Source organism: Moorella humiferrea (genome assembly GCF_039233145.1).
Lineage (GTDB): Bacteria > Bacillota > DSM-521 > Neomoorellales > Neomoorellaceae > Neomoorella > Neomoorella humiferrea.
In genome coordinates this window covers 2224608-2249214 of record NZ_CP136419.1, presented here as the reverse complement: position 1 = coordinate 2249214, position 24607 = coordinate 2224608, and the positions used below count along the sequence as shown (strand labels likewise).

Annotated in this window: 29 protein-coding genes; 16 read left to right on the top strand and 13 right to left on the bottom strand. The window is 55.6% G+C overall.

The genetic code is table 11. From position 1 onward, the window contains the following. Nucleotides 1-34: 34 nt before the first annotated feature. The 8 genes from MHFGQ_RS11640 to MHFGQ_RS11605 form a co-directional block, all read right to left on the bottom strand. Nucleotides 35-445 carry an RrF2 family transcriptional regulator gene (locus MHFGQ_RS11640; protein ID WP_106004805.1) on the bottom strand — a complete coding sequence of 137 codons (411 nt, stop codon included), beginning with the start codon at nucleotides 443-445 and terminating at the stop codon, nucleotides 35-37. Between the two features lie 99 nt (nucleotides 446-544). After that, nucleotides 545-1006 (bottom strand): ferritin-like domain-containing protein, encoded by a 462-nt coding sequence (locus tag MHFGQ_RS11635; RefSeq protein ID WP_236712922.1) that lies wholly within the window; start codon nucleotides 1004-1006, stop codon nucleotides 545-547. A gap of 56 nt (nucleotides 1007-1062) precedes the next feature. Next, complete coding sequence (locus MHFGQ_RS11630) at nucleotides 1063-1530, bottom strand: hypothetical protein (protein ID WP_106004806.1); 468 nt, start codon at nucleotides 1528-1530, stop codon at nucleotides 1063-1065. After that, the gene (locus tag MHFGQ_RS11625; RefSeq protein ID WP_025773319.1) at nucleotides 1527-1787 is read right to left on the bottom strand and encodes a type II toxin-antitoxin system Phd/YefM family antitoxin; all 261 of its coding nucleotides are present in this window, start codon (nucleotides 1785-1787) and stop codon (nucleotides 1527-1529) included. The genes MHFGQ_RS11630 and MHFGQ_RS11625 overlap by 4 nt, the downstream gene beginning before the upstream one ends. A 158-nt stretch (nucleotides 1788-1945) precedes the next feature. Beyond that, nucleotides 1946-2701 carry an energy-coupling factor transporter transmembrane component T family protein gene (locus MHFGQ_RS11620; RefSeq protein WP_106004807.1) on the bottom strand — a complete coding sequence of 252 codons (756 nt, stop codon included), beginning with the start codon at nucleotides 2699-2701 and terminating at the stop codon, nucleotides 1946-1948. Then, nucleotides 2676-3521, bottom strand: coding sequence for an energy-coupling factor ABC transporter ATP-binding protein (locus tag MHFGQ_RS11615; RefSeq protein WP_106004808.1), 846 nt, complete (start codon nucleotides 3519-3521; stop codon nucleotides 2676-2678). Before MHFGQ_RS11615 ends, MHFGQ_RS11620 begins: the two co-directional genes overlap by 26 nt. A 26-nt stretch (nucleotides 3522-3547) precedes the next feature. Further along, the gene (locus MHFGQ_RS11610) at nucleotides 3548-4414 is read right to left on the bottom strand and encodes an energy-coupling factor ABC transporter ATP-binding protein (RefSeq protein WP_106004809.1); all 867 of its coding nucleotides are present in this window, start codon (nucleotides 4412-4414) and stop codon (nucleotides 3548-3550) included. A gap of 33 nt (nucleotides 4415-4447) precedes the next feature. Next, on the bottom strand, nucleotides 4448-5002 hold the full coding sequence (locus tag MHFGQ_RS11605; protein WP_062280010.1) for a tryptophan transporter: 555 nt from the start codon (nucleotides 5000-5002) through the stop codon (nucleotides 4448-4450). A gap of 289 nt (nucleotides 5003-5291) precedes the next feature. Here MHFGQ_RS11605 and MHFGQ_RS11600 point away from each other — a divergent pair, with 289 nt between their 5' ends. From MHFGQ_RS11600 to MHFGQ_RS11570, 7 genes are all read left to right on the top strand, one after another. Next, nucleotides 5292-5420 (top strand): stalk domain-containing protein, encoded by a 129-nt coding sequence (locus MHFGQ_RS11600; protein WP_245907795.1) that lies wholly within the window; start codon nucleotides 5292-5294, stop codon nucleotides 5418-5420. 253 nt (nucleotides 5421-5673) lie between these two features. Beyond that, entirely contained in the window at nucleotides 5674-6159 is a 486-nt protein-coding gene (locus MHFGQ_RS11595) for an RNA polymerase sigma factor (RefSeq protein ID WP_170066186.1), read from the top strand. Next, nucleotides 6156-7106: an anti sigma factor C-terminal domain-containing protein gene (locus MHFGQ_RS11590; RefSeq protein WP_106004812.1), complete on the top strand. Its 951-nt coding sequence runs from the start codon at nucleotides 6156-6158 to the stop codon at nucleotides 7104-7106. Before MHFGQ_RS11595 ends, MHFGQ_RS11590 begins: the two co-directional genes overlap by 4 nt. Before the next feature lie 208 nt (nucleotides 7107-7314). Further along, nucleotides 7315-7701, top strand: coding sequence for a GntR family transcriptional regulator (locus MHFGQ_RS11585; protein ID WP_245907796.1), 387 nt, complete (start codon nucleotides 7315-7317; stop codon nucleotides 7699-7701). Continuing rightward, nucleotides 7698-8576 carry an ABC transporter ATP-binding protein gene (locus MHFGQ_RS11580; protein WP_106004814.1) on the top strand — a complete coding sequence of 293 codons (879 nt, stop codon included), beginning with the start codon at nucleotides 7698-7700 and terminating at the stop codon, nucleotides 8574-8576. Before MHFGQ_RS11585 ends, MHFGQ_RS11580 begins: the two co-directional genes overlap by 4 nt. A 66-nt stretch (nucleotides 8577-8642) precedes the next feature. Then, nucleotides 8643-9293: an ABC-2 transporter permease gene (locus tag MHFGQ_RS11575; protein WP_106004815.1), complete on the top strand. Its 651-nt coding sequence runs from the start codon at nucleotides 8643-8645 to the stop codon at nucleotides 9291-9293. Between the two features lie 114 nt (nucleotides 9294-9407). Continuing rightward, complete coding sequence (locus tag MHFGQ_RS11570) at nucleotides 9408-10796, top strand: S-layer homology domain-containing protein (protein WP_106004816.1); 1389 nt, start codon at nucleotides 9408-9410, stop codon at nucleotides 10794-10796. A gap of 34 nt (nucleotides 10797-10830) precedes the next feature. On the opposite strand, the gene MHFGQ_RS11565 is transcribed toward MHFGQ_RS11570, so the two are convergent. Next, a complete protein-coding gene (locus MHFGQ_RS11565) occupies nucleotides 10831-10971 on the bottom strand; it encodes a hypothetical protein (RefSeq protein WP_170066187.1) in 141 nt (46 codons plus the stop codon). 105 nt (nucleotides 10972-11076) lie between these two features. Here MHFGQ_RS11565 and MHFGQ_RS11560 point away from each other — a divergent pair, with 105 nt between their 5' ends. From MHFGQ_RS11560 to MHFGQ_RS11545, 4 genes are read left to right on the top strand one after another with little or no spacing between them, the layout of a single operon-like run. Beyond that, complete coding sequence (locus MHFGQ_RS11560) at nucleotides 11077-11319, top strand: hypothetical protein (protein ID WP_106004817.1); 243 nt, start codon at nucleotides 11077-11079, stop codon at nucleotides 11317-11319. Beyond that, nucleotides 11309-11809: a type II toxin-antitoxin system VapC family toxin gene (locus tag MHFGQ_RS11555; protein ID WP_106004818.1), complete on the top strand. Its 501-nt coding sequence runs from the start codon at nucleotides 11309-11311 to the stop codon at nucleotides 11807-11809. Before MHFGQ_RS11560 ends, MHFGQ_RS11555 begins: the two co-directional genes overlap by 11 nt. Before the next feature lie 44 nt (nucleotides 11810-11853). Next, a complete protein-coding gene (locus MHFGQ_RS11550) occupies nucleotides 11854-12588 on the top strand; it encodes a carbon-nitrogen hydrolase family protein (RefSeq protein ID WP_106004819.1) in 735 nt (244 codons plus the stop codon). A gap of 49 nt (nucleotides 12589-12637) precedes the next feature. Continuing rightward, a complete protein-coding gene (locus MHFGQ_RS11545; protein WP_106004820.1) occupies nucleotides 12638-13177 on the top strand; it encodes a nitroreductase family protein in 540 nt (179 codons plus the stop codon). Between the two features lie 132 nt (nucleotides 13178-13309). Here the strand turns inward: MHFGQ_RS11545 and MHFGQ_RS11540 are convergent, their stop codons facing one another. The 4 genes from MHFGQ_RS11540 to MHFGQ_RS11525 form a co-directional block, all read right to left on the bottom strand. Further along, a complete protein-coding gene (locus tag MHFGQ_RS11540) occupies nucleotides 13310-13981 on the bottom strand; it encodes an SdpI family protein (protein WP_106004821.1) in 672 nt (223 codons plus the stop codon). Next, nucleotides 13971-14285: an autorepressor SdpR family transcription factor gene (locus tag MHFGQ_RS11535; RefSeq protein ID WP_106004822.1), complete on the bottom strand. Its 315-nt coding sequence runs from the start codon at nucleotides 14283-14285 to the stop codon at nucleotides 13971-13973. The genes MHFGQ_RS11540 and MHFGQ_RS11535 overlap by 11 nt, the downstream gene beginning before the upstream one ends. 325 nt (nucleotides 14286-14610) lie before the next feature. Continuing rightward, nucleotides 14611-16926, bottom strand: coding sequence for a stalk domain-containing protein (locus MHFGQ_RS11530; protein ID WP_106004823.1), 2316 nt, complete (start codon nucleotides 16924-16926; stop codon nucleotides 14611-14613). Between the two features lie 63 nt (nucleotides 16927-16989). Beyond that, entirely contained in the window at nucleotides 16990-18282 is a 1293-nt protein-coding gene (locus MHFGQ_RS11525; protein WP_106004824.1) for a DUF401 family protein, read from the bottom strand. A gap of 144 nt (nucleotides 18283-18426) precedes the next feature. Here MHFGQ_RS11525 and MHFGQ_RS11520 point away from each other — a divergent pair, with 144 nt between their 5' ends. The 5 genes from MHFGQ_RS11520 to MHFGQ_RS11500 all read left to right on the top strand — a co-directional run bounded on the left by MHFGQ_RS11520 (nucleotide 18427) and on the right by MHFGQ_RS11500 (nucleotide 24518). Next, entirely contained in the window at nucleotides 18427-20370 is a 1944-nt protein-coding gene (locus tag MHFGQ_RS11520; protein WP_170066188.1) for a stalk domain-containing protein, read from the top strand. Between the two features lie 137 nt (nucleotides 20371-20507). Next, on the top strand, nucleotides 20508-21425 hold the full coding sequence (ligD, locus tag MHFGQ_RS11515) for a non-homologous end-joining DNA ligase (protein WP_106004826.1): 918 nt from the start codon (nucleotides 20508-20510) through the stop codon (nucleotides 21423-21425). A 90-nt stretch (nucleotides 21426-21515) separates the two neighbouring features. Beyond that, entirely contained in the window at nucleotides 21516-22007 is a 492-nt protein-coding gene (locus tag MHFGQ_RS11510; protein WP_106004827.1) for a cation:proton antiporter regulatory subunit, read from the top strand. A gap of 2 nt (nucleotides 22008-22009) precedes the next feature. Next, a complete protein-coding gene (locus tag MHFGQ_RS11505) occupies nucleotides 22010-23236 on the top strand; it encodes a cation:proton antiporter (protein ID WP_106004828.1) in 1227 nt (408 codons plus the stop codon). Between the two features lie 271 nt (nucleotides 23237-23507). Next, entirely contained in the window at nucleotides 23508-24518 is a 1011-nt protein-coding gene (locus MHFGQ_RS11500) for a UPF0236 family transposase-like protein (protein WP_106004829.1), read from the top strand. Nucleotides 24519-24607: the final 89 nt, after the last annotated feature.

Here is a 24607-nt window from a genome sequence, read left to right as displayed (position 1 = left end):
TATTTGAAAATAATCCCTCCTTTCAAGTCTTTACTCAATTTTTCCCGGCTAGCTCGGCGAAGTTGTAACGCTCCAACTCCCGGCGCAGGGCGTCCTGGACTGCGCCCAGGGCCCGGTGTACCGGGCAACAAGGAGCGCCGTGTTTATTACAGTACTCCGGGTCCAGAAGGCAGCGGTTAACGCTAACCGGTCCTTCTACTGCTTCGACGACATCCAGCAGGGTAATTTCCCGGGCCGGCCGGGCCAGGGCAAAACCGCCGCTGACGCCGCGGTAGGATTGCACTATTCCGGCCTGGACCAAGGAACGCATGATTTTAAGCAAGAAGCGCATGGGGATATCTTCGCGGGACGCAATCGTCTGGGCTTCGGCGATGGTGCCCGGTTCCAGTTTCGCCAGGTACAGGACGGCGCGGAAGGCATAATCGGTGGCCTGGTTTAAGCGCATGTAAAACTACATCCGATCTAAAGTATATTCATTTGGTATAGTTTATAGTAATAATAACTCATCCTATTTTTCCTGTCAAGTTTTTCTATTACCATCCTGTTAATACAGGGCCAGGCGGTCCAGCTCTTTCAGCTTATTGCTGAACCAGGCGGCATGCAGGTCTTCATCAATGAGGTGGCTCCAGAGGAGGTTAAAAAGGGGTTTTTCGGCAACTTTGAGAATCAGCCGTTTGTAGTCAGCCATGGCCTTTTCTTCTAAAGTAATGTTGGCCCAGAGGAGGGTGCGGGTATTGGTCCAGTTGAGGATGGTCCCGGCTGCCACCCCCAGGAGGGGAGCAATGATGGCTCCCAGGCGGGTCGGGGTGGCGCCGCGGCGGCTGATTTCCGCTTCCAGGTTGATGACGTGTTCCTGTTCCATAGCCGCTATCCGGGTCAATACCTGCCGCAGGTAAATGTCCGTTGCTGCCCGGGCCTGGCTCTTATAGAGGTCTACCTGCTCGATTTCCAGGCTGTAGAACCAGTTGAGGCTACGGATAAGGTCCTTTTCTTCCAAGCACGGCACCCCTTAATTAACCTTTACCGTAAAGGGTATAGTTATACGGCCGGGGCAATCTTCTTTCATTCAGGGTAAGCATTTTTCAGAATTCCAGCTTCCAGGGCCTCTGCTGGCGTCAAAGCTGGTATGGACAACTGCTGGAGGAAATGCCTGGCGTTCCAGCTAACATAGTGCGATACCAGTGGACCCATGTTTCGTACCGTATAGATAATTAGCGCATCGCCAAAGCTGGCCTTTTTGCTTATGATCGCCAGGATACTTTTTACTGTTAGGCGCGGCAGGTACTCCTTTGAGGGCGGGTAAATTTGCAGGTTGTAATGGGTCGACAAATGACAATAAAGGTTTAATAGCCGCTGCTCGTTTAAGTTATAGGAAAGGATACCACATACCTCTAAAACATTGAAGATCGATGTAATACCCTGTTGCTTGCCATGCTTGAGCCCGGCTAAAAAAGCAGCGTTTTCTTTATACTTAGGGTCACGGCGATAGCGCAGGTCGATTAGTAATACATCAGAATCTACGAATATCACTTTTGCCGCCTACTTTCCTTGAGAGCTTCGTGCCAGTCAGGGTAATATGGCTCGCTGGCTTCCAGGGCCCGTTCAATATCTGCCCACGCCTCATGATAGGGGAGAGGGGAAAATTCTTCGGGAGTGTCATTTTCAAAGGGTATTAGCCATGCCACAGGCTTACCCCGATGTGTAATGGCAAAACGTTCCCCAGCCCTAACCTTCTCTAATATCTTTCCGGTATAAATACGTAGCTCCTTGCTGGTGGCAAATTCCAATGCGTTTCCCCCCAAGAAGGTATTAGTTAGAACTTAAGTTTATCTTAAGTATATACTTGAAAATAACTCCAGTCAAGGAATCCCCGATATCCTGTTGCCAAAAAACGCATTAGCCCCGGTTACGATACCGGGGCTAATGCATTACCGGGTGGATAATCTTAACGCAGCGATACAACCGCCAGAACGACTGTCAGGAGCAGGCACGAAGAGATTACCCCTATATCCAGTAACTGGAAGGTCGAGGTGTGCAGGCTGGTACGGGGGCCGGCGCCAAAAGCGCGGGTTTCCATGGAGATAGCCATGGTCCGGGCCCGCTGGACGGACATGAGGAGGAGAGGGATGGCCAGGGGGATGAGGGCCAGAAAGCGCTTGATAATATTGCGGCCTTCCAGGTCGTAGGCCCGGGCCCGCTGGGCTTGGATGACCAGGCTCAATTCTTCCTGCAGGGTAGGGATAAACCTTAAAGAGGTTACCAGCATCAGGGCGTAAGTATAGGGCACCTTGAGTTTTTCCACAAAGGCGACAATCATATCCTTGGGCGGGGTGGTGGCCAGGAGAACGGGAATCGTGGAAGTCATGGCCAGCATCCTTAAAGCGAGCATGGTGCAGGCTTTGAGCCCCACGTCGGTGATGCGGCCGATGCCGGTGCCTGGTACCAGGGTAAAAACAACCTGGCCCTCGTCGATTAAAAAGACCTGAAAGAGGAAAAAGATGGCGGCAAAGATGATCAGCCCCCGGATGGCGGGCAAGATTTCCCGCAACACTTTACCAATCAGGGCGACGGCCAGGACCGAGGCCCAGAGGCCAAGGAGCGGCAGGGGGTTCTGGTAGACAAAGGCCAGGGTAATAACGGCCAGGGACCAGACGACTTTGGTAAGGGGGTTTAGTTCATGCAGGAAGGACCTGGCGGGCATCTACCTCACCCCTTAAAGCGGCGATAATTTCGGCATACAATTCTTCTACCGTCAGGACGGGGCGCAGGAGTCCCTGTTCCTGGTAAGGCCGGGCGAGCTGAATGGCCTGGGGAGGTACGAGGCCGGCGGCGTTCAGGATATCTTCCCGGGCAAAAACTGTCGCCACGGGCCCATCCAGGAGCAACCGTCCTTCCCCCAGGACCAGGGCCCGGCCGGCGAAGCGGGCCACCATTTCCATATCGTGGCTGACGAGGAGTACAGTGTGGCCCTGCTGGTGCAGCTTCTTGACAAGCCTCATTATTTCCAGGGCTTCGCGGTAATCCTGGCCGGTGGTGGGTTCGTCCAGGACCAGGACTTCCGGCTGCATGGCCAGGACGGAGGCCAGGGCCACCCGCTGGCGCTGGCCTTTGCTGAGCTGCCGGGGGTTAACGTCAAGATAAGGAGTGAGGCCTACGGCGGCAGCCGCTTCCGCCACCCTATCTGCCAGGGCCGCCCCTTTGAGACCTAAATTCTTAGGACCGAAGGCCAGTTCTTCCCTGACGGTGGGCAGGAAGATCTGGTGATCCGGGTTTTGAAAAAGGAAACCTACTTTACGGGCCAGTTCAGCCACCCGCGCCCGTGCCGTATCCAGGCCGCCGATGAGGATCCTGCCTGCTGTGGGTTTAAGAAGCCCGTTCAGGAGCTTGAGGAGGGTGGTTTTCCCGGAGCCGTTCTGGCCGATGACGGCCACGAATTCCCCGGACCGGATATGAAAAGACAGGTCCCTGAGGGCTTGGAAACCGTTGGGGTAAGTAAACTCTACATTTTCAACCCGGATCATTTTTTTGCGCCTCCAAATATAGGTTGCTATGTCCTGGACGCCTGGTGCCCCAGCAGGCGCCCCAGTTCCCGCCGGCCTTCGTCTACCTCCAGGGGCAGGTCGCCGTGATAGACGCCGGCCCGGCGTAGCATCCGGAACAGGGCTGTCACCGGGGGTACCTCCAGGCCCAGTTCGGTCGTCAATTTCTCCTGGGCCAGGATTTGTCGCGGGCTGGCATCGGCCACGATGCGGCCCTTGTTAAGACAGACCAGCCGGGGGACCCGGGGGGCGAGGACACTAATTTTTTGTTCAATCAACAGGATGGTTATACCATAGTCTCGGTTGAGCCGCTGCAGGAGGGCCACGATTTCCAAGGTCCCCCGGGGGTCGAGTTCGGAAGTAGGTTCATCCAGCACCAGCACCCGGGGCCTTAAAGCCACGGCAGCGGCAATGGCCACCTTTTGCTTCTGGCCGCCGGATAATTCCCGTAAACTACGGTGGCGCAGGCTGGCGATGCCCACCATTTCCAGGGCGGCGCTAATGCGCTGCCGCATTTCTTCCCGCGGGACGGCCAGGTTTTCCAGGCCGAAGGCCAGCTCATCCTCAACTACTTCCGCCACCAGCTGGGCTTCCGGGTCCTGGAAGACGCTGCCGATAACCCCGGCCAGCCGGGCGCAGGGGGTTTTTGCCGTGTCTAAACCGGCAACCATTACCCTGCCACCCATACGGCCTCCCTGAAAATTGGGGATGATGCCGTTCAGGGCCAGGGCCAGGGTGGTCTTGCCGGCGCCGGTAGGGCCGGTCAGGCCTAAAAATTCTCCCTCTTGGACGGTCAAGTTTATTCCGTCCAGGGCTGGCACCTGGCTTTCGGGATAGTAAAAAGTAAAATTCTCTACTTTAATAATGGGGTCCATGAACCGGCCTCCGCGCTGCTGCGCTCCGTCAGGTTAAACATTTTTCAGCAGTTGTTTTAAGGGGAAATAGAGTACCTGGGCCAGGACGGCGTTAAAGATGCCGGTAACAATAACTACCATGAGAAGATAAGTGTAAGCTGGATTTTTGGGTAAAGTAGCAAAGAGAGTTATTGCTTTAAAGATAGTAATGTACGTAAAACCGCTGGCAAAGGTACCCAGGAAGGTGACTACCAGAGGTTTCACTACCCTGAAGAAGCTGTTTTTGTCAAAGGGCAGGTAGAGTAAAAGGGCGGTAACAATAGCTCCTACCGGTTCGCTGGCAAAATTCAGGTAGGGCAGCAAGGATTTGGTGGTCAGCTGGCAGACGGCGGCTGCCACCAGGCCGATCCCCAGCACCTGGGGCAGGCGGGGCCTGAGGAGCATGATGGCCAGGACATACATACCGATGACTACGTTGGGGGTAATGCCAAAGAAAGGTGGGGTGATCATCCTGAGTACCGCGCCTGCTGCCAGCAGGACGGCCACCACGACCACGTCCATGGCCTGCAGCCCCTGCTTTTCCACCCGGGTTACTTTGACCTCTTCCATTGATAACTCCCCCTTGATGATGAATTATTACTGCCGGCGGGGCTGCCCCCGAAACGGCTGGATAAATAAAAATCAGCCTGACGAAAACCGCCAGGCTGTTATTGCCTAAAACTCCGGCCAGTCTCGTCTCTCCTCATCTAAACTAAATACTCCCCTCAACTCGTTCCTCAATTGTTACCTTTAGGATATCAGGGAGAGCTAGTTTCTGTCAAGGAGTTAATTTGGGTAAATTCGATACAAGTTTTACGCCGGCGGAGCGAAAAAAGAGCGTGGCGGCAACCGGATTGAATTGGAAGGGGCTCCCCTGAGCCGGGAAGGGCAGCTGTTCCTGCCGGCCCGTTATGTTGCCGAGGCCCTGGGATACCGGGTTACCTGGTCCCCGACCAGGCAGCTGTTCCTGGTGACCATCACAACCTAATACAAAACCATCCGGGAGCCAGCAGATGCAGGGGTGAGGCCTTAACGACAGAGCGGTATTAAGATATTATAACAGGATATTATACCAGAAACGTTACAGATCCAATTCAAGCCCCAGCCGGCGCGGGATCGCCCGTTGCTGGCCTGAAGGACCAGGGGGCCACGTATCCGGAAGGACGTGGCCCTTTTCCTGTACCCTTTTTGCCCCGGCCGGCGTCTTTTGTTATAGAGAAACAAAAAGGAGGAGGTGGCCGTTGTGGCAGGAGTTGTACCGGCTGGCTTACCGCTACCTGATTAGCCTGGGCCTGGCCCGCGAAGACGCCGAAGACCTGGCCCAGGAGACTATGGTGGCGGCCTGCCTGCACCTGGACGGGGTGCAACCGGGAAAACTGCAGGCCTGGATCATCGCCGTCGCCCGGCACAAATTTATCGACTGGCTGCGCCGAGCCGGTAGGGGAGTATCCTTGCTATACCTCCCGGATGCAGAACCGGATGAAGCAACCGGGGGGCCGGAGGAAAGGGCCCTCCGGGAAGAAGGGCGGCAGGAGATTATGGCCGCTCTGAACCGGCTGGAACCAACGGAACGGATGCTTCTGGTACTAAAATATAACATGGGGCTCAAGGGGGAAGAAATAGCGGCGTATATGAAAATGAAACCCAATACGGTAAAAGTAAAGCTCTACCGGGCCAGGCAAAGGTTTAAAGCGGAATATAACAGGATTCTGGAGGGGCGAAAATGAAAAAGGAAGGAAAGGAAAAAGAAGAAGTATTTTTCGAGGAGGCCCGTTTTCTCCGTCGGGTGCGGTGGCGCAGCACGCTGCGGTCAGTTCTGATCAGCCTGGTGGTACTGGTAACAGTTTTGAGCCTTTTTTATATTGGTACCCGGTACCTCCTCGACCTGCAGGGCAACCGTATCGGGCTTTATTACCCGGAGCTGGTTCGCTACAGCACGCCGAACACCGTGGCCATTGGCGGGCCGTGGCGCGACGAGGGCTGGCTGGGGCGGCAGAAGGAATACCTCCTGGTGCGTATGGTCGGAGATCGGCCTGTTTACGTGGGCACGGCCACGGTGGAGTTCCAAATCTGGGGTGGAGAATTAATCTGGGACCCTGACTATACTGTAGTTAAGGCTGCCAGCGGTAAGGACTACTTCCTGCCGGGTATGGTACCGGTACTGAGGTTCTTTCACCCGGCAGTAAAATACGAGCAGCTGCCCCGGGAGTTTGACCGGCTGGACAGCATCCCCCCAGGGGATACAGTAGAAATGGCCCTCTCCTTTGACCGCCTGCTAACCAAACAGGAGATGGAGGCCCTGCTGCCCGCCGGCGTAGAGCCCCTTTGGGGAGCGATTGCCGCCCACAGCAACGAGGAAATCGCTGCGGCCAGCCAGAAAGACCCCGGCATAGGGAGCTACCTGGCCAACCGGCTGGTAGGTATCCCCCTGGGGGGATGGCTCAACGGGGAAAGGCAGCTTACCGAGGCCCAATTTATCGATGAGATCCGGCGTTTGAGCGAGGTGCCAAGTTATTCCTCCGCTACACTCAAGCGTACTGCGGCTTACCTGCAGCAGAACGGTATCCGTTACTACGGCCTGGTAGTGGCCGGTAAACCAGGTGACCTGAACAAATTGCGGCAAAACCCGGCCATTACGGCGGCCATTATAGGCGGTGTTACCGGTGAAGGGTAGTACAGAAGGACTGTTACGGCTCTCGGAGGGAGCAGGGTGGTAGGGATTAAACCTGCCACCCTTTTTATTTCCCTTGCCGGGTCCTTGACAGGGGCTTCGATTGTGCCTATACTGTATATAGATAGTATATACAGTAGTTTCTTATGACCGGCAATCCCGCCAGCGGTGGGAACGGGTCACCCGAAAGCGTAAAAGGGGAGGGATGCCTTTGCTCCTCAAAGTATCCGGGGAAAACCCGGAGCCTATGTACCAGCAGATCATTAACGAAATTCGCCGCCTGATTCTCACCGGCGAGCTTTCCCCGGGGGACCCCCTGCCTTCCATCCGCGAGCTGGCCCAGCAGCTAACCACCAGCGTCATCACCACCCGGCGGGCCTACCTGGAGCTGGAGCGGGAGGGTTTGCTTACCACCCGCCAGGGGGTGGGGACCTTCGTAGCCCGGGTCGACCGGGAAACCGCCCGCGCGGCGGCCAGGAAAATAGTGGCCGGATTGCTTAACCGGGCCCTGGAGGAGGCCCGCAGGCTGGGGCTTACGGATGAGGAAATCAGCGCCATTTTCGACGGTATCCTGCAAGGAGGTAATGGCAAACCATGACTGCCGCCCTGCAAGTACAGAACTTAAAAAAGTCTTTCCCCGGTTTTACCCTGGGGCCCTTATCCCTGGAACTGCCCGCCGGTTATATCATGGGCTGCATCGGTCCCAACGGCGCCGGCAAAAGCACCACCATTAAATGCCTGTTGAACCTTTTCCACCTCGACGACGGAGAAATCCGGGTATATGGCCTGGATTCCCGCCGGGACGAACTGGAAATTCGCCAGGTGGTGGGTTACGTTGCCGAAACCCACCCCTATTACCAGGACATGACCGTGGCATGGACGGCCGGCTTTTACGCCCGCCTTTACCGTCGCTGGGACGATGGGCTGTGCCGCCGGCTCCTGGAAAAGTTTAATGTGCCCCGCGACAGGAAGATTAAAGAACTTTCCAAGGGGACCCGGGCCAAACTCTCCCTGGCCCTGGCCCTGGCCCACCGGCCCCGCCTGCTCATCCTGGATGAGCCTATGGCCGGCCTGGACCCTGTGGCTAGGCACGACGTCCTCCAGGAGATGCTGGCCTTCATCCAGGACGAAGAACGGGCTATCTTTTTCTCCACCCATCTCATGGAAGACGTGGAGAAGGTGGCTGATTATGTGGTGGTTTTAAACGAGGGCAGATTGCTCCTGTGCCAGGAGAAGGACGACCTCCTGGCCGACTGGAAGAGGTTGGCCTTCCCTGCTTCCCGCCTGGAGGAAGTGAAGCCCTGGCTGAAAACCTGGCAGCAGGAAGGCGGCCGTTGCCTGGGGGTAACGGGCAGTTACCGCCACCTGCTGCAGCAACGCCCGGAGGCGGCCCGGTACCTGGAGGCGAGTCCCTTAAAGCTGGAAGACCTGCTCCTGGCGGCCGTAAGGCAGGAAAAAACCGGCCGCAACTGAAGTTGAAGAGGGCCATAAAGTGAAAGCTATTTTCTCGCCAAAATTAAATTCCAGGGGGAGAAAATCATGTGGACACTTATAGCCAAAGACCTGAGGGTTTTGCGCTCGAGTATCTTGACCTATGCCTTGATGGTTGCGGCCATGATCCTGTTTTTTAGCCGGATGGAAATGGGGAGCGCCTTCATTGCTACCTGGAGCATCGTTTTACCCTACGTTTTTAGCGGCCGTATATGTTATCAGGAGGAAGTAGACGGGGGCCTGGGCTTGCTACGCTCCTTGCCTGTAAGCCCCGGCGCCATTGTGGCCAGCAAATTTGCCGGCGGCCTGTTGCTAACCATAGGCGGCTGGTTCATAGGGATCGCTGCGGGCGGCCTGGCGCACTGGCTGGGCTGGTTTGCGCCTCAGGGCGGGAGCAGCTTCCAATTCATATCCCTGGCTTTCCCCCTGGCCCTGGTGCTGGTTCTGGAAGGATTGTTTTTCCTGGCCTTTTTTACCTGGGATTATAGACGCGCTTCTTATGTAATGCTCTTGCCCCTTCTGGGCTTTTTACCCCTGGCGTTCCCCTCCTTTTTCCGCCCGGTCATCAGGTGGGTGGTGGATCGTATAAGTGTAGATTCCTGGTATTACCTCATGGGATTGCTGCTGGCATCCCTGATCTGCTACCTGGCCTTCGGGTTGCTGGCCGCATGGGTGTTCACCCGGAAGGATGTAGGATAGGATTACCTGCTATAAATTTCTCGGGCCGGCAGGAGAAATCTGGCAGGGTAGAGAATTACTAAAAAATAAGAGAGGTACAGGGGGAAGAACAGCGAAAGGGGAGAAGAGAAAAGTATGAAAAAGTGGTTTCAGGTGTTGATACTTGCCGTGGGCCTGATCCTGGCCCTGGCGCCGGCGGCTGTGGCAGGTGCGATCACCGCCGATGAACTTCGCCAGGTATTTCCCCAGGCTACAGCGCCGGGGAAGACCCTGACCCGGGGTGAGTTTGCCGCCCTCCTGGCCCGGGCGGCGGGGATGCAGGTTACGGCCGACACTGCTGGCACCCGGGGGGATGCCTGGTACAGCTCGGCAGTAATGGCTTTGAAGGAAAAAGGTGTCATCAGGGGCTACCCCGACGGCGGCCTGCACACCGACCGGCCGGTCAGCCTGCTGGAAGCGGCGGTGATGGCCTCCCGGGTCCTTGGTTTGCCGGATGGTGTCGCCGCGCCGGATGTAAAGGGGTCCCTAGGACGGGAGAGCTGGGGTTACACCCCCTATGCCTGGCTGGTACGAGTCGGCCTGCTGCAGCCCGGCCAGGACGCGGCCGCGATCCTGACCGTGGATGAAGGCGTTGCTTTCCTGGCCATGGTTTTTGGCAGCGACCCGGAGGCGGAAAAGATTGTCCAGGCCGCCAAGCAGGCCCAGGCTAAGGTCAAAGACCTGAAATTCGCCGGCAGCATGGCTATAAGCGCGCGCTTGCGGCCCGGGGTTGCCGGGGAAGTGCCAGCAGTATCCATGCAGGGCAATATCATGAGCGAGTTTAGCTATCCCTTGAACCTGCACCAGAAGGTAGACATGACCCTTAACCTGCCGGCTGAGAAAACAGCGGGTAAAGACCTGCCTCCGGGCGGTAAGATGCAGATGACCATGGAACAATACCTGGTGGACGGGACTATGTACCAGAGGGTGGAGGCCTCGGGCATGGCGGAACCCCAGTGGATGAAACTACCCAAAAACGCCCTGCCGGACCTGGAAGCCCTGGTAGAACAGAGCAGGAACGCGGCGGGGTTACCGCCGGGGCTAAAGGACAGTTTCCACTTCCGCTACCTGGGCGAGGGTATAGAGAACGGGCATAAGGTTCACCGTATCGCCTACTACGGGCGGATTGACGACTGGCAGGCCCTGATGCAGGCCCTGCCCGGTGGGTTGACCCCGGAGATGGAGCAAGCCCTGAACCAGGCCGGCGGCGTCTTGAAGTCCATTTCCTTCTGGGGTGAGGAAGCCGTCGGCGTGGAAGACAACCTTACTTATGCCTCGGAAATGACCGGCCTAGTCGCTTTTGCGAATAAATTCCAGGGAGAAACCGTGCCCCTGGAAACCATGACCATCAACATGAAGGTTACGGATTACCGGTATAACAGCGGCGTAAAGATCCAGGTGCCTGCCGAGGCCCTGGCGGCACCGGAAATATCATTGACACCATCAGAACCGGAAGCAAAGCTGTCCGGGAGTCAGCAGATATAAGAGTGAGGCCCTGACTAGGGCGGTACTAGAATTTTCAAGCTTCCGCAGGCGGCAGCTTAAAGGACCATGGGGGCCACGTATCCGGAAGGACGTGGCCTTTTTCTGTACCCTTTTTGCCCCTGCCGGCGTTACCGGCCAGCAGTAAGCCGGGTGCCTCGCATCTGGCCGGCAGCATCCCGCGCCTGCCCCCGGAAGATTTGTTGCCGGTTTTCGATGTTATCTAGACGTAATCTTGACATGCTGGTTGCCAGGATTTTATAATTTAAACGGGGTGAATCATATGCGACAAAAAGTGGGTACGGCCATTAATCCCCGGCTTCTTCACAGGGCTAAACTGGTAGCAAAAAATGAAAGAAAACATCTCAATGATATAATTGAGGAAGCGTTGGAGCAATACCTTTACGGTAAAAAAGGAACAGGAGACGGAGAAACTTCTATCGTTAAGACGACGAGAGGAAGTATACCATCCCGGCTTGAAGTGGTAAAAAAGATCCTGGAGGAGGAAGACTTTTTTGAGGTTTGACGAGTTGCCCGCCGGCAGCCAGATTTTCGTTGATGCCAACATTTTTATTTATCACTTCAGTGGGGTATCAGAGGAATGCAGTTCTTTCCTGGAGCGCTGTGAAAGAGAAGAAATCGTGGGTTTTACGACAACGAATATCCTGCTGGAAACCATGCATCGTTTAATGATGCTGGAAGCAGTAACCAGAGGGCTGGTTACCCCGGGGAATATAGCCAAAAAGCTGAAGGGTAAACCGGAAATAATTACAAGCCTGGCGACTTACGCTGAGCAGGTAAAAAAAATTCCCGCCATGAATATCAACATTGTACCCCTTACCCAGGACTTATGCTACCAGGCGTTGACCTGGCAACAGCAATACGGCCTAATGACCAATGATTCTATCCTCCTGGCAGCCTGTCAGGAGTATAAGTGCTGGAATCTGGCCTCCAATGACCGGGCATTTGCCGGGGTAAAAGAAATAACCTTATGGCAACCTGCTGATGTAGAGTAGTATCCGCAAGAGGGAAGCCCCATAAATACCAGGGGGTGATGACTTTGCGTGTAGGCGCGGCCCAGATGTTTATCGCCGACAGCCTGGCCGTCAATGAGGCGGCAATCTTACGCCTGGCCGCGGAAGCAGCCGAGAGGGGTGTAGAACTGCTGGCTTTTCCAGAAATGAGCCTGACGGGATATAACCCGGCCGTCCTGGGTCGGCCCAGTTTTAAAGAGGAACTGAAGGGTAGCCTGGACAGAATTGCACGGGCAGCAGCCGATCTGGGTGTGGGTTTGATTGTCGGCCGGGCCGAGTTCGCAGGCGAACGATTGTTCAATACCGCTTCGGTGTTCCTGCCCGACGGCAGCGTCCATAACTACCGCAAGATCTACCTGACGGACACCGAGGCCCGCTATTTTACCCCGGGCACCGGGCACCTGGTCTTTAGCTATAAAGGATGCCGGTTCGGGGTTATCATCTGCCGCGACCAGAATTACCCCGAACTGGCCCGGCAGATCGCGGCGGAAGGGGCCCGGGCCCTGTTCATCCTTTCCGCCCACTACTACCAACCAGGCGAGGCCCGCTGGAAGCAGCCCAAAAACCGCGCCCTGCCTATCGCCAGGGCGGTGGAGAACCGCTGTTACGTTCTCCTGGCGAACGCCGTGGGCAGCCACATCGGCATGGTGAGCCTGGGTAACAGCCTGATCGCCGACCCGGAGGGAGGTCTGGTAGTTATGGCTGATGAAGCCTCGGAGACGCTTTTAACATACGACCTGCCGGGAGATAACATACTTTAAGCTAGATGGAAGCAGGATAATCAGCTGTAATTATTGAGGAGTGTTGACTATGGATGCCCTGGAAGCCATTGCCAAAAGGAAAAGTGTACGGGACTACAAGAAAGACCAGATTTCTGATGAGGCTGTAGCGGCCATCATAGCTGCCGGTCAAAATGCTCCCAGCGCCGGTCCCTATCATATTACGGTGGTGCAGAACAGGGAGCTGTTGCAGTACATTTCAAATACCGCCTTGGAAGCCATGAAGAACTCAGGCAATGAGTTTTTAATGAGCCGCGCCGCATTACCGGGATATGACCCTCTCTACGGCGCCCCTACCCTGTTCCTTCTTTCTGCCCCGCAAGGGCCTTATAGTCTTGCCACCGCTTCTTGCGCTGCCACCTGCATGATCATCGCCGCAACAGCTCTGGGATTGGGTTCATGCTACCTGATTACCCCAACCCTTGCCTTCAAAGCCGATAAGGGACTTGCCGCCAGAGCGGGCATTCCCGAAGGTTACGAAATCATGTGCGCTGTAGTTGTAGGCTACAAAGCAGGAGAGAAATTTGCTGTGGAAAAGGTAAAAGAAAACACCGTTAATTATGTAAAATAATATAACGAGTTTCCGGATTTAATAAGCAGGCCCGGCATTTTTACCGGGCCTGCTGTCATGCATATCGAAGTTTTATATCCCATCTTTATTTAAAACCGGAAAGTCTACCTTACCGCTAAATGTGTAATTGTATTACCGCGAAACCCTGCGGAAAGCTAGATAAGAATAAACTATGGTGCTACTAACAGTTATAAGGATGCAGACCATGGCCAGTATAAAGTTGAACGGCGGCGGTAGGAAGGCTGCGATGATAAAGGCGATCCCCCCCAGGATAAAAGCATAACCGGAAAAGCGGTGGGTACGCCGCCAGACTTCCTCATTGGCCAGGGTCCAGGGGGTACGGACGCCGAAGAAGTAGTTGTGACGTGCCTGGGGTAGATAGTTGCCGATCAGGATAAAGAGCAGCCCTACCGCCAGGGGTACGACCCGTGCCACCAGGTCGGCCGGGCCGCCCAGGGCCACCACCAGGGTGGTAGCATAAATTATTCCCATAAAGAGGACCAGTCCCAGTCGTACCATCTGGTAGGCCCGGTCGAAGCGGGAGTAGTTTTCTCGCCTGGGATCCAGGTAAGGGACCAAAAGCAGGAGCAGGTAAATACCGCCGGTCATCAGGGGCAGGGCGAAGGCGCCCCAGAAGCGGTTGAAGTAATTATCAACCTCGCCCCGGAAGTTCCAGTGGGCCGGGACCAGGTCCGGCAGGCGGGGATAAAGCAGGAGGCCGGCAAACAGCATCGCCGCCAGAATTAGCAGGGCGGGCCAGTCGCGGGCCAACATTTTTCTGGTAACGCGATACCTATTTTCCATTTTTTTCTGTACCCCCTTTTTCAGCAGGTTGCCGCTCCCTTATTGTCTCCAACAAGTCTAACAGCCATCCCGCAATATCCTGAAAAACGGTGGTGTTCAGGGAATAGATGACGTACTGGCCCTTCTTTTCGTCTTGCACCAGCCCCGCATCCTTGAGGACACTGAGGTGGTGGGAGATAGTCGGCCAGGAGAGGTCGAAGGCTGCGGCAATCTCCCCGGCGGCCATATCTCCCTTTGCCAGCCGGCGAAGGATTTCCCGGCGGGTGCCGTCGCTAAGGGCTTTAAAGAGGGTATTTAACCCCATCGCCTTTCACCTTTACCCTTCCGGATATTTAGAAGAATATCTAATTAACCATAATATAACCCTTATGGATTACACCTGTCAAGTCGTGGATAATATTACCCTGTGCCGATCCTGTCGTCTAACAAAACTGCACCTTGCAACACCGGCTTTAATTTGGTTAAACAAACCACCAACAGAAAACTCCCTGGCCTCAAAGACTGGTGTGGTTTAAACAGTCCGGTTTTTAAGCTAAAAGCTATAGCCCCGGTTAACCGGAACTATAGCTTTTAGTTTCCAGCGGTTAACATATTGTTTTTAGCCGGTAGCCTCCGGCGGGTATAAGGGTTTAATTACCTATTGTTCCCAGAGCTTCATTGAGAGCGGTTACGCCTGTGACAGGCAAGGAAATCCTGCCGGCCTTACGTCCCTGTTCGTCATAACCGATAGCAAAAATTTCAGTGGCCAGGATAGTTGTCCGGGGGATGGGGAAGGTCCAGATCTCCTCGCCGCCGGTAGCAGCTTGCTGGGTAGCCTGGCCGAGGAGGGTATAATCCTTTTCGGTTATCCCCGTCCCGGTGGGTATGGCCCAGATTTCCACCTGGGCCAGTTGTTTTCCCTTGATTACCAGGTCGGGTGGAGCGATAGTGAAGGAGTCGATACCGGCAACGAGGTTTTCCTCGTTGTTATTCGCCGGGGTGGGGGATTGTACCGGCATGACGGAGTTTACCCGCATGATGGCCCCCCGCATGTAAATATTAGACTCGTTGGTGAGGGTGCCGATAACCATCACCACCTGACCGGCGTATTTTTCCAGGTCTTTAGCCACGCCCGTGGAGCCTTCCTCTGGTAAAAGCACCAGGCGGTCAGTGCCGGTTTCCAGTTCAAAGTGACGACCTTCAACGTTGCTGACCACCAGCTTACCGGTGGCCTTAATTTTTTTATCCAGGTGATAGATGCTTATCCAGGCCGGGTAGTAATTGCCGTAGTAGCCGGCCGTGCCGCCTAAGTTTCGCACCAGCTCTATCGCCGGTCCGCCGTCCAAGGGCTGCCGGTACAGAGAGCCGCCTTGAGATGGGTCCAGGCGCAGGAAATAAAGGTCCTGCCCATCCGGGGAGATGGAGGGGTAGTAGTCGGCGTTATCGGGTGTACCGACTGTCAGGGGCCGGGCCTGGCCGTCGCCCGTTGCTAGCCAGATGCGGTGATCGCTTACCAGCACCCCGGATAGTTGTTTGCCTTCCCAGGCTGTCGTTTCCAGGCCACGGCAGAAGAGGACGCCATCGTCCGGGGCAGGCAGCCATAGGGGCTGGCTATCCACCCGGCCGGGCTGGTCGTAAAAATCGATGTTGCCCTCCGGCAGGTTGACAACACACAGGCGCTTGTTGGCCGTCGCTTCCCGGCCGCTGCCCTGGATAAAAGCGAGTCTGTTGCCGTCCGGGGACCAGGCTAGCCACTGGCGGTAGGGCAGGCAGATACCCAGGTTAAGAGAGCGGCCGGGATTATCTAAGTCCAGTACCTGGAGGGGCACCCCGTCAGTGGAGAGGGAAGCCGCGTTGTAGTGCAGGTAGTAGGCCAGGTAGCGGCCGTTGGGGGACCACTTTAACCCTATGGCATAGCTGAAATAGATCTCATCCACCGCTGTCCCAGCCTCACCCAGGGTAAGCAAATTATGGCGCTCGCCCGCTAAGGTCAGGCGGTCGATACGCAGGGGATGATTTTCAGTGCGCGGCAGGGATATGGCCAGGCTCTTGCCGTCCGGCGCCCAGGCAAAGTCTTCCACCGTTTCGCTTCCGTCCGGTAGCAGAGTCGTAATCCGGGCACTGGCGTCGTCTTGGATGGCGGCCAGCTTCAAGTTCATATCCGGAGCATAGCCTCCGCCGGGACCCTGGGTGGTATAAGCCAGGATATTGGCGGCCGGTGACCACGCTGCCTCGGCCAGCACCGGCCGCGGGTCAACCTGGAAGGCGTTGCTCCCGTCGGCCCCGACCACCCAGAGGTAGGGTTTGGCGGCGCCCTCTTCCTGTTTTTCCCGTAACATGAAGGCCAGCCACCTGCCGTCGTAGGACCAGCCCAGGATCGTCGCCACGCTGCCTTCTCGCGTTACCTGCACCGGGGCAGCTCCGGCCCGGCCGCCTTCCAGGAGATAAAGGATGCCATTACTGGTAAAGGCCACCCTGGCCGGGAAAGGCGCGGCGTACACCCGCTCCGCCACCGGGGGTAAGGGGGTAGTAATGGCTACCGTCATAGTTATAGCATTCCAGGATATCTCGGCGCCCAGGGCTTCCGCCAGGAAGCGCACCGGGGCCAGGACGCGGCCATTTAGTATCTCCACAGGTACGGTCAGGGATAATTGTTCCTTATCTTTGTATACGTTTCTGCTGCCGACAACCATCTTAAGGGTCGTTCGCGGTCCGGCAATGACGACCTCCCCGGTCCCTTCGTTCCAGGTTACCGTAGTCCCGAGGGCTTCGCCCAGGGCCCGGACGGGGGCCAGGACATGGCCGTCCCGGATTATGGGCGGCTCATCCAGGGCCAGTTCCCGGCCGTCCACGGAAATATGGATGCCTTCGGCGCCGGCCGGGGCGGCACCGGTAAAGATCCCGGCCAGCAAACAAAAGAAAACCGCCAGGGACAGGAGTTTAAAGGGTTTTAAAGGCTGGAGCACGGACAATACCTCCCTAATGTTTTTCTCTATATTATTGACGCCAGGGGGAGGTATTTGTTCCGGTTAAACGGTGATTATATACACAGTAGCGGCGATGGCGATAAGGGCTGCTTCAGGTAACACCAGCATCCGCAGGACCTGCCGCAGGTCGGCGCGGAAGAAATCGACCGTCAGGGACAGGCAGAGGTGCATGGGCGTAAACATGGCCCCCGTAAAACCGGCTATAAAAACAAATACCGCCAGGGGCATATTTATATGACCGCCAGTAGCAGCCATAACTACGGGGAAAATAATGCCCATGGAATAAGAAACCGTGCCGGTAATTAGGCCCACCAGCAGGGCGAATATGCCAAAAACCACAAAATCAGGAACGGCCAGACCCTCCAAGAAGTAAGAAAGGCTGGCTACGGCCCCGGTTGTCAAAATCGTTTGTTTAAAGAAAAAAATGCCCAGTACGAGGAGGAGGATTTTTACCTGGACGGTATCCCGGTAGAGGGATAAAAGATGACGCGGGGTATAGCGATGGCGCACCAGGAGCACAGCCAGGACCAGCCCTACGGCTATAAGAATCCGCACCTGGAGGAAGAGGACCATCAATACCACAACCAGGACAGGAAGGATGTTAAGGAATACTTCTTTAATGAGGGGGAAAGAGCCGTTACCGGGGCATTTTTTTTCAGCCGGGATACGGCGTAGATAAGGCCATCCCAGCAAGGCTACCAGCAGGCCGTAGGGAACCAGGGCCTGAATTAATTTTGTCAGGGGCAGTTCGCAGACCTGGGAGGTGATTAGAAGGCTGGGGTAAAGGGGAAGGCAGTACTCCCAGATATGACGGTAATAATAATTGATAACGCTTTTTTCCTCGGGGGAGAGGGTTGTATCCGCCGTCGCCTGGGCGACCAGGGGCGCAGAAAATAATGCTCCGCCCATGGAAGGCATCAGGCCGATAAAGGCGGGCAGCGTGGCCGCCAGGAGGCGGCGACTGGGAAGAAGATTAAGTAAACCGTCCAGCATCCTTGCCAGATAGCCTTCCTTTTTTAGCAAACCTTCGAAAAGCATAATCAGGACCAGGACGAGTTCCAGCTCGATGGTAGACGGGTCTCCAAGGGTCTGCCAGAAGGCAGTCACAAAGACGTTCAAGGGAAGACGGTAGAGGATGGCCAGGAGGCATGAGCTGCCGAAAATAACCGGTGCCAGCGGGGCACGCTGCCAGAGGAGCACCATCATCAGGGCAAAGACGAGGATAAGTTTTAAGGCCGGCATAGATGCACCTTCCCGGAGTTTTCTATCTGGCGTCGCCCGGCAGATAGGTGTTGATAAATTGGCAAAGTTAACACAGTCACTTTCTTGCTTCATCTTACTATACCCGGATGTTGTTTACAAGGCTTCCGTTTTACCCGGCTGGTAAATTACCTTTTTTGTTCCCTGCTCATGTGTTAAAATTAGGAACGAATTATCAATTAAAGGAACAGGTGATTGTCAGGTATGAAGGTAACACGTATGGTTATCATTCTTATTTTGTTGTTGCTATTTCCAACGGCGGCCGCCTGGGCCGACCCCTGGCAGGACTACCGGCGCGCCGGAGAGCTGGAGGCCGGTGACCCGGCCACGGCTGAAAGCCTCTACCGCAGCGCCGTCGCTGCTTTTGAGGCCGGTGGCGATCTGATTAACGCCGGCCTGACCTGGCAGAAGATTTTTCGCCTCTGTGACCGCCAGGGTAAACTGGTCGAGGCAGGGGCGGCCTACGTGAAGGAGGCCGCCCTCTTCCAGCAGGCCGGAGTACCTGACTGGGCCTGGGAGGATACGGCCCGGGGTGAGAGCCTGAAATCCATGCTACGCCTCTTTATCCCGGTGCCGGACCCTGGGCGGATAACCCTAGCTAAATTTGAGCCGGCTGCCGGCACCTACCTGGGCCTTTACGAAGAGCGGGGGCCTGCCGGGAACGACTACAACCGGGTCAAAGACCTTTACGGTCGCCAGCACGCCCTCTATTTAGGCTACGGCCACATCTACGGGCCGGGCAACTTTGTTTTACCCCGGGATACAATGGAGAAAGCCCGGCAGGTGCCCGGCGCGGGCCTGGTCCTGGCTCTGGAGCCCAACGGCGGCCTGGGGGGCCTGCGGGAGGAGGACCTGACAGCCATCGCCCGGGAGCTCGCCGCCGTTAAAATCCCGGTTTTTCTCCGTTTCGCCTCGGAAATGAACATGGAGGGCACCAACGCCTGGCATGGCGACCCAGCTGCCTACGTCTCCTGGTTTCGCCGGGTGGCTACCATAATGCGCCGGGAAGCCCCCAACGTGGCCATGGTCTGGAACCCCTTTGATATCGTCCAGCCGGAGGGGGTCAAAGCCACGGCCCTGGAATATTACCCCGGCGATGAGTATGTCGACTGGGTGGGCGTCAACTTCTACAGCGACTACTACCTGAGCGGCCGCGCCGACCAGCCGGGAGCTGGACTTGATCCCCTGCAACGCCTGGACTACTGGTACCGCATTTTCGCCGGCAGCAAGCCCCTGATGGTGGGCGAGTTCGGCATTGCCCATACGGTGTTGAGCCCCGGCCGGGCCGATGTCAGCCGCTGGGCCGCCTTCAACATTCGTAAATTCTACCGCACCCTGCCCCTCCTCTACCCGCGGGTCAAGGCTGTGGTCTACTTTGATCTCAACGAAAGCGACCCCCTCTACACCCAGGCGAAGGTGAGCGATTATCGCCTGGATGACAACCCGGAGGTTTTGACCGCCTACCGGGAGGCCATCGCCGGCCCCCACTACCTGGAACAGATCGGCCAGAAGGCCCTTGGAACCTACCGGGAACTCGAGGACCACATGGCCATCCGGGGGGCAGTCACCCTGGGGGCCGCCGTCAAGCTTTACGACCCCTTCATCAGCAGGGTGGAATATTACTTAAACGGCGAGCTTCTGGGTAGCCCTACCAGCCCGCCCTACCAGTTGACCATTGACTTCAATCGCCTGCCCGGTGAAGGCAGCCTGGTGGTAAAGGCCTATGACAGCCAGGGCCGGGAAGCAGTGAGTCGCGCCTTTACTATTTATGGAAGCGCCGTGCCGGTGGCCATCTTTACCCTGGGGCAAAAAAGTTACAGCAGCAACGGCCAGGTGCAAGAGATGGATGTCGCACCTCTGCTGGAAAACGGCCGCACCTACGTCCCCCTACGCTATCTGGCCCTGGCTCTGGGTGTTCCCGAGGAGGGGATTGGCTGGGATCCCGCCAGCCAAACGGTGACTTTGAACAGCGCCGGCCATATCCTGAAGTTTTATCCCGGCCGGGAGGAAATGGAACGCGACGGCCGCCGGGAAACCCTGGATGTAGCCCCCTTGAACCGTTACGATCGGGTTTTCCTCCCGGCCCGCTATGTCGCCGAAGCCCTGGGGTACCGGGTCACCTGGTCCCCGGCCCGGCAGCAGCTGCTGGTAACCAGGGAATAATAAAAGGTGTGGACCTGCAGGCAGAGGTATATTAGAAACCCCTGGCTCCGTTATTAACGGGGGTTAATAGCGTATGGGCCTTAGCCGGGGTGGGATACTAATGGCAAGGTAAAAATAACAAGGGGTTGCGGATAGAAATGGGTCAGGGCCAGCCATACATACGGCCCCAATTGCCGAAGCAACAGCTCCAGTTGACCAACCTGGACAAAGTCTTCTGGCCGGAGGGGCTGACCAAGTTTGATCTCATCGAATATTATGTCGACATGGCCCCCGTTCTCCTGCCTTACCTGCGGGACCGCCCCCTGGTCCTGAAGCGCTACCCGGACGGCATTACAGGGGAGGCTTTTTACCAGAAAGAGTGCCCTGCCTATGCCCCGGAGTGGGTAGCGACCCTGCCCGTCTACCACGCCGATAGCGATAAAACCATCAATTACATTCTCTGCAATAACGAAGCAACCCTGGCCTGGCTGGCCAACCAGGGGTGCATCGAGGTCCATGCCTGGCTCTCCCGTGCCGGCCGCCTGGAATACCCGGATCTTGCCGTCATGGACCTCGATCCTGCGGCAGGGGCGACCTTTGCTGAAGTGCTGGAAATCGCCCTCCTGGTCAACCAGGCTTTAAAGGAATTCCACCTCATTGGTTACCCCAAAACTTCAGGCGCCAGCGGCCTGCATATTTTCATTCCCCTTTATCCCCGCTGGACCTTCCGGGAAGTCACGGCTGCCATGGGATACCTGGCGCAGCTCATTGTCCAGGTTTACCCCCGCAAAGCCACCACCGAACACCTTATCCAAAAGCGCCGGGGCAAAGTCTACCTGGATTACCTGCAAAATGTACGGGGGCGGTCCATGGCCTTTCCCTACAGCCTGCGGCCTCTGCCCGGGGCCCCGGTTTCCACCCCGCTGACCTGGGAAGAAGTGGCGGAGAAGAAGATTGCCCCCGGAGATTTTAACATCCATACCATCCGGGGCCGGCTGGAGAGGTACGGCGACCTGTACCGGGACCTCCTGGAGCGCCCCAATGATTTAACACCCCTGTTAGAGCTGGCCATATAAAGCAGCAGGGTATGCTTAGCTTTGGCAACCGGAAGGTTTATGTTAAAATGAAATAAAGCCGCGGTGAATTATAAGCAAGGGGGAAGTTACATGTCGATAAAGGAAACCGAGCTCCCCGGTATCGGCAAAAAATTCCAAATAGAGACTCGCAGCGGGGATAAGATGGTCATCGTCGTGCACGATGATGGCCGGCGGGAGATTTATCATTTTGACAGTAATGACCCTGAGGAAAGCATCTCCATGGTCACCCTGGACGACACGGAAGCGCGCTGTGTGGCAGGTATTCTCGGCGGTATGGCCTACGTACCAAAAGCACTGGAAACGGTTGAAATGGCCCTGGATGACATGGTTTTTGAATGGTATAAAGTGGAGAAGGATGCCCAATCAATAGGGAAAACTATCGGGGATTTGGATATCCGCAAGAAAACTGGCGCTGCCATTATAGCTATAATTAAAAAAGACGAAAAAGTCCTCAACCCGGGACCGGAAGAAATCATCACCCCGGGAGCAACCATTGTAGTTTTAGGGGACAGGAAACAGGTAAAGGCGTGTAAAGAGCTGATTTTGCACGGGGGCATATAGTTATGCCCGAACAGGTGCTCCTTGAAATCGGGCTGGCATTAGCTATCGTAGCTTTTGCTGGAATCCTTGCCGCCAGGTTCCGCATTTCTATTGTACCGCTCTTGATCCTTGCCGGTATGGTTGTAGGCCCCCATGCGCCGGTAATCGGCATCCTGGATTTTCGCTTTATTAAAAGCGCGCCTTTAATAGATTTTATGGGGCGGGTAGGGATACTCTTTCTCCTTTTCAGCCTCGGTCTGGAGTTTTCCGTCGGGAGATTATTAAAGGCAGGCCGTTCTATACTGGTGGGCGGGTCCATCTATATGGCCATAAATTTTACCCTGGGCATGGTTCTACCTATAATTTGGGGTTGGCCGTTGCGGGAAACCCTGGTGGTAGCCGGGCTTATTTCTATTTCTTCAAGCGCCATCGTTGCCAAGGTTCTGGTTGACCTAAAGCGAACGGCACGGCCGGAAACCGAGATGATCCTGGGGCTTATGTTATTCCAGGACGTATTCGTAGCAGTGTATCTATCCATCATATCCGGTCTGGTCCTTACAGGTTCGGCCTCACCGCCGAGCGTGTTGAAATCAACCTCCCTTGCCCTGGGATTTATGCTGGGCTTAATCCTCGCCGGCCGCAAACTGGCACCGTTAATTAACAGGCTGTTTAACGTTCCTTCCGATGAAGTTTTTATGCTCATGGTCTTCGCTTTCCTCACCCTGGTAGCCGGTTTTTCCGAGACTATCCATGTGGCGGAAGCTATTGGCGCCCTGCTGGTGGGTTTAATTTTGGCCGAGACAGACCATCTCGACCGCATCGAGCATATTGTCGTGCCGTTCCGTGATTTTTTCGGGGCCCTGTTTTTTTTCAGCTTCGGTTTGAGCATCGACCCTTTAACCCTGGGAGGCGCCGTCGGGCCGGTCCTGGTTGCCGTTGCGGCAACATTAATTGGTAATTTTCTTGCCGGTATTATTGCCGGGCGGATGGCCGGTTATTCGTACCGGGGGTGTACCAATATCGGGCTTACCATTACCCCCCGCGGGGAATTCTCCATCATTCTCGCCAATCTGGCAAAGACCGGCGGGTTACTGCCGGTGCTACAACCCTTCGCAGCCTTATATGTGTTGCTCCTGGCCATTCTAGGGCCCTTGCTGACAAAGGAATCCAAGTGGATATACAGCCAGCTGGCGCGCATCTTTGGCTGGCCTGCCTTGAAAGAAACAAATAAACCCCGCAGGTCGGTATAGTTAAAAGGAGCCTTGGCCATAGGCTCCTTATTAAGTGAGTGATTTCTACTTAACTACCGGATAGCCTGCCTTCAGCCAACCGTTGTTCATGCCGCCGTTAAGGGAACGGGCTTTGAAGCCGTGATCTTAGCTAACCGAGCGGCCGGGAGCGGGTACTGAGCGTATAAAATTTAAGTAGGAGAAAAAGGAGTCGAAGAAGAAGAAAAGACCTCACCGGTTGTCCTCCCAGGGCAACCGCCCCTACACAAAAGCCCAGGGAAGGTGAGGTCTAATGTTAAAGATTCGCGACGTTGTAGAAATAATCCTGCTGGTAATAAAAGAAATGCATCAAATCCTAACCACATGCCAGGATTTTGCCGAATTAGAAAAAAGGATATACAGATTGGTGCAAACTATAACCCTAAAGCTGCTATTAACAGCATGCAATTATTTAGACGAAGAACTAATGAAAAGTAGAGACAAAGAACGACTAAAGCTCATCCACACAAAAACACGGGAAATAATCACACCATTTGGAGAAGTAATGTTTAAGCGGAGATATTACCGGGACCTTAAGACAGGAGAAGGCAGATATCTTTTAGACGAAGCACTGGGATTAGCACCACGGCAGCGTCTATCGCCATGGACGACAGAAATAGCGGTGCATGTGGCAGCAGAAATGCCATACCATAAGGCCGCAATATTGCTAAGGGAATTAACGCTAGGGGCTGTAGACATACGTGCGATGACGATATGGGATGAAGCGCAGGAAGCCGGGAAAAAGCTATTAGAGCAAGCAGAGGAAGAACGGCAGGCGGTGTTTGACCGGGGGGAATTACCGAAAGGGTGGCGGCAAAGCCGGGAATTGCGAGTAGAAGCAGATGAAGTATGGGTAGCAGGACGTGACAACGGCAAAGGACGGAGAAAAATAGCGATAAAAATAGGCGTAGGATATGAAGGGAAGGTAAAGGTAGGACAAAACCGGCGAAGTTTACAAGAACGGCAGGTAGTGGCCGGAGTAACAGAAGGCAAAGTATTCTGGGAGGAAGTAATAGCCCAATTAGGGCGGCGTTGGGACTTAAGCGCCGTAGAAGAGTATTACGTAGGAGGAGACGGCGCCTCATGGATAAAACAAGGATTAGAATACTTTCCCAGAGCAACGTACCGATTAGACCCCTTATCTAAAAAACAACTGGGAAGGGATCTGTCAGACAAAAGCAACCGAAAGGCTGGGAGCGATAGAAGGCCAGGTATTCCACCACATAGCCCGGAGAATGAAACGGCATGGAGCACGTTGGAGTAATAAAGGTGCCGACCATCTCGCGCGCCTGTTGGCGGCCCGTGCCAACGGTGAATTGAAGGAAGCGACCAGGCTGTTCTGGCAGGCACAAC

Excerpts from the sequence above, each read along its gene's own strand:
- MHFGQ_RS11640 (WP_106004805.1), bottom strand. The coding sequence starts at position 445 with ATGCGCTTAAACCAGGCCACCGATTATGCCTTCCGCGCCGTCCTGTAC.
- MHFGQ_RS11620 (WP_106004807.1), bottom strand. The coding sequence starts at position 2,701 with ATGCCCGCCAGGTCCTTCCTGCATGAACTAAACCCCCTTACCAAAGTC.
- MHFGQ_RS11615 (WP_106004808.1), bottom strand. The coding sequence starts at position 3,521 with ATGATCCGGGTTGAAAATGTAGAGTTTACTTACCCCAACGGTTTCCAA.
- MHFGQ_RS11610 (WP_106004809.1), bottom strand. The coding sequence starts at position 4,414 with ATGGACCCCATTATTAAAGTAGAGAATTTTACTTTTTACTATCCCGAA.
- MHFGQ_RS11605 (WP_062280010.1), bottom strand. The coding sequence starts at position 5,002 with ATGGAAGAGGTCAAAGTAACCCGGGTGGAAAAGCAGGGGCTGCAGGCC.
- MHFGQ_RS11590 (WP_106004812.1), top strand. The coding sequence starts at position 6,156 with ATGAAAAAGGAAGGAAAGGAAAAAGAAGAAGTATTTTTCGAGGAGGCC.
- MHFGQ_RS11580 (WP_106004814.1), top strand. The coding sequence starts at position 7,698 with ATGACTGCCGCCCTGCAAGTACAGAACTTAAAAAAGTCTTTCCCCGGT.
- MHFGQ_RS11575 (WP_106004815.1), top strand. The coding sequence starts at position 8,643 with ATGTGGACACTTATAGCCAAAGACCTGAGGGTTTTGCGCTCGAGTATC.
- MHFGQ_RS11570 (WP_106004816.1), top strand. The coding sequence starts at position 9,408 with ATGAAAAAGTGGTTTCAGGTGTTGATACTTGCCGTGGGCCTGATCCTG.
- MHFGQ_RS11565 (WP_170066187.1), bottom strand. The coding sequence starts at position 10,971 with ATGCTGCCGGCCAGATGCGAGGCACCCGGCTTACTGCTGGCCGGTAAC.
- MHFGQ_RS11560 (WP_106004817.1), top strand. The coding sequence starts at position 11,077 with ATGCGACAAAAAGTGGGTACGGCCATTAATCCCCGGCTTCTTCACAGG.
- MHFGQ_RS11545 (WP_106004820.1), top strand. The coding sequence starts at position 12,638 with ATGGATGCCCTGGAAGCCATTGCCAAAAGGAAAAGTGTACGGGACTAC.
- MHFGQ_RS11540 (WP_106004821.1), bottom strand. The coding sequence starts at position 13,981 with ATGGAAAATAGGTATCGCGTTACCAGAAAAATGTTGGCCCGCGACTGG.
- MHFGQ_RS11535 (WP_106004822.1), bottom strand. The coding sequence starts at position 14,285 with ATGGGGTTAAATACCCTCTTTAAAGCCCTTAGCGACGGCACCCGCCGG.
- MHFGQ_RS11525 (WP_106004824.1), bottom strand. The coding sequence starts at position 18,282 with ATGAAGCAAGAAAGTGACTGTGTTAACTTTGCCAATTTATCAACACCT.
- MHFGQ_RS11520 (WP_170066188.1), top strand. The coding sequence starts at position 18,427 with ATGGTTATCATTCTTATTTTGTTGTTGCTATTTCCAACGGCGGCCGCC.
- ligD (WP_106004826.1), top strand. The coding sequence starts at position 20,508 with ATGGGTCAGGGCCAGCCATACATACGGCCCCAATTGCCGAAGCAACAG.
- MHFGQ_RS11510 (WP_106004827.1), top strand. The coding sequence starts at position 21,516 with ATGTCGATAAAGGAAACCGAGCTCCCCGGTATCGGCAAAAAATTCCAA.
- MHFGQ_RS11505 (WP_106004828.1), top strand. The coding sequence starts at position 22,010 with ATGCCCGAACAGGTGCTCCTTGAAATCGGGCTGGCATTAGCTATCGTA.
- MHFGQ_RS11500 (WP_106004829.1), top strand. The coding sequence starts at position 23,508 with ATGTTAAAGATTCGCGACGTTGTAGAAATAATCCTGCTGGTAATAAAA.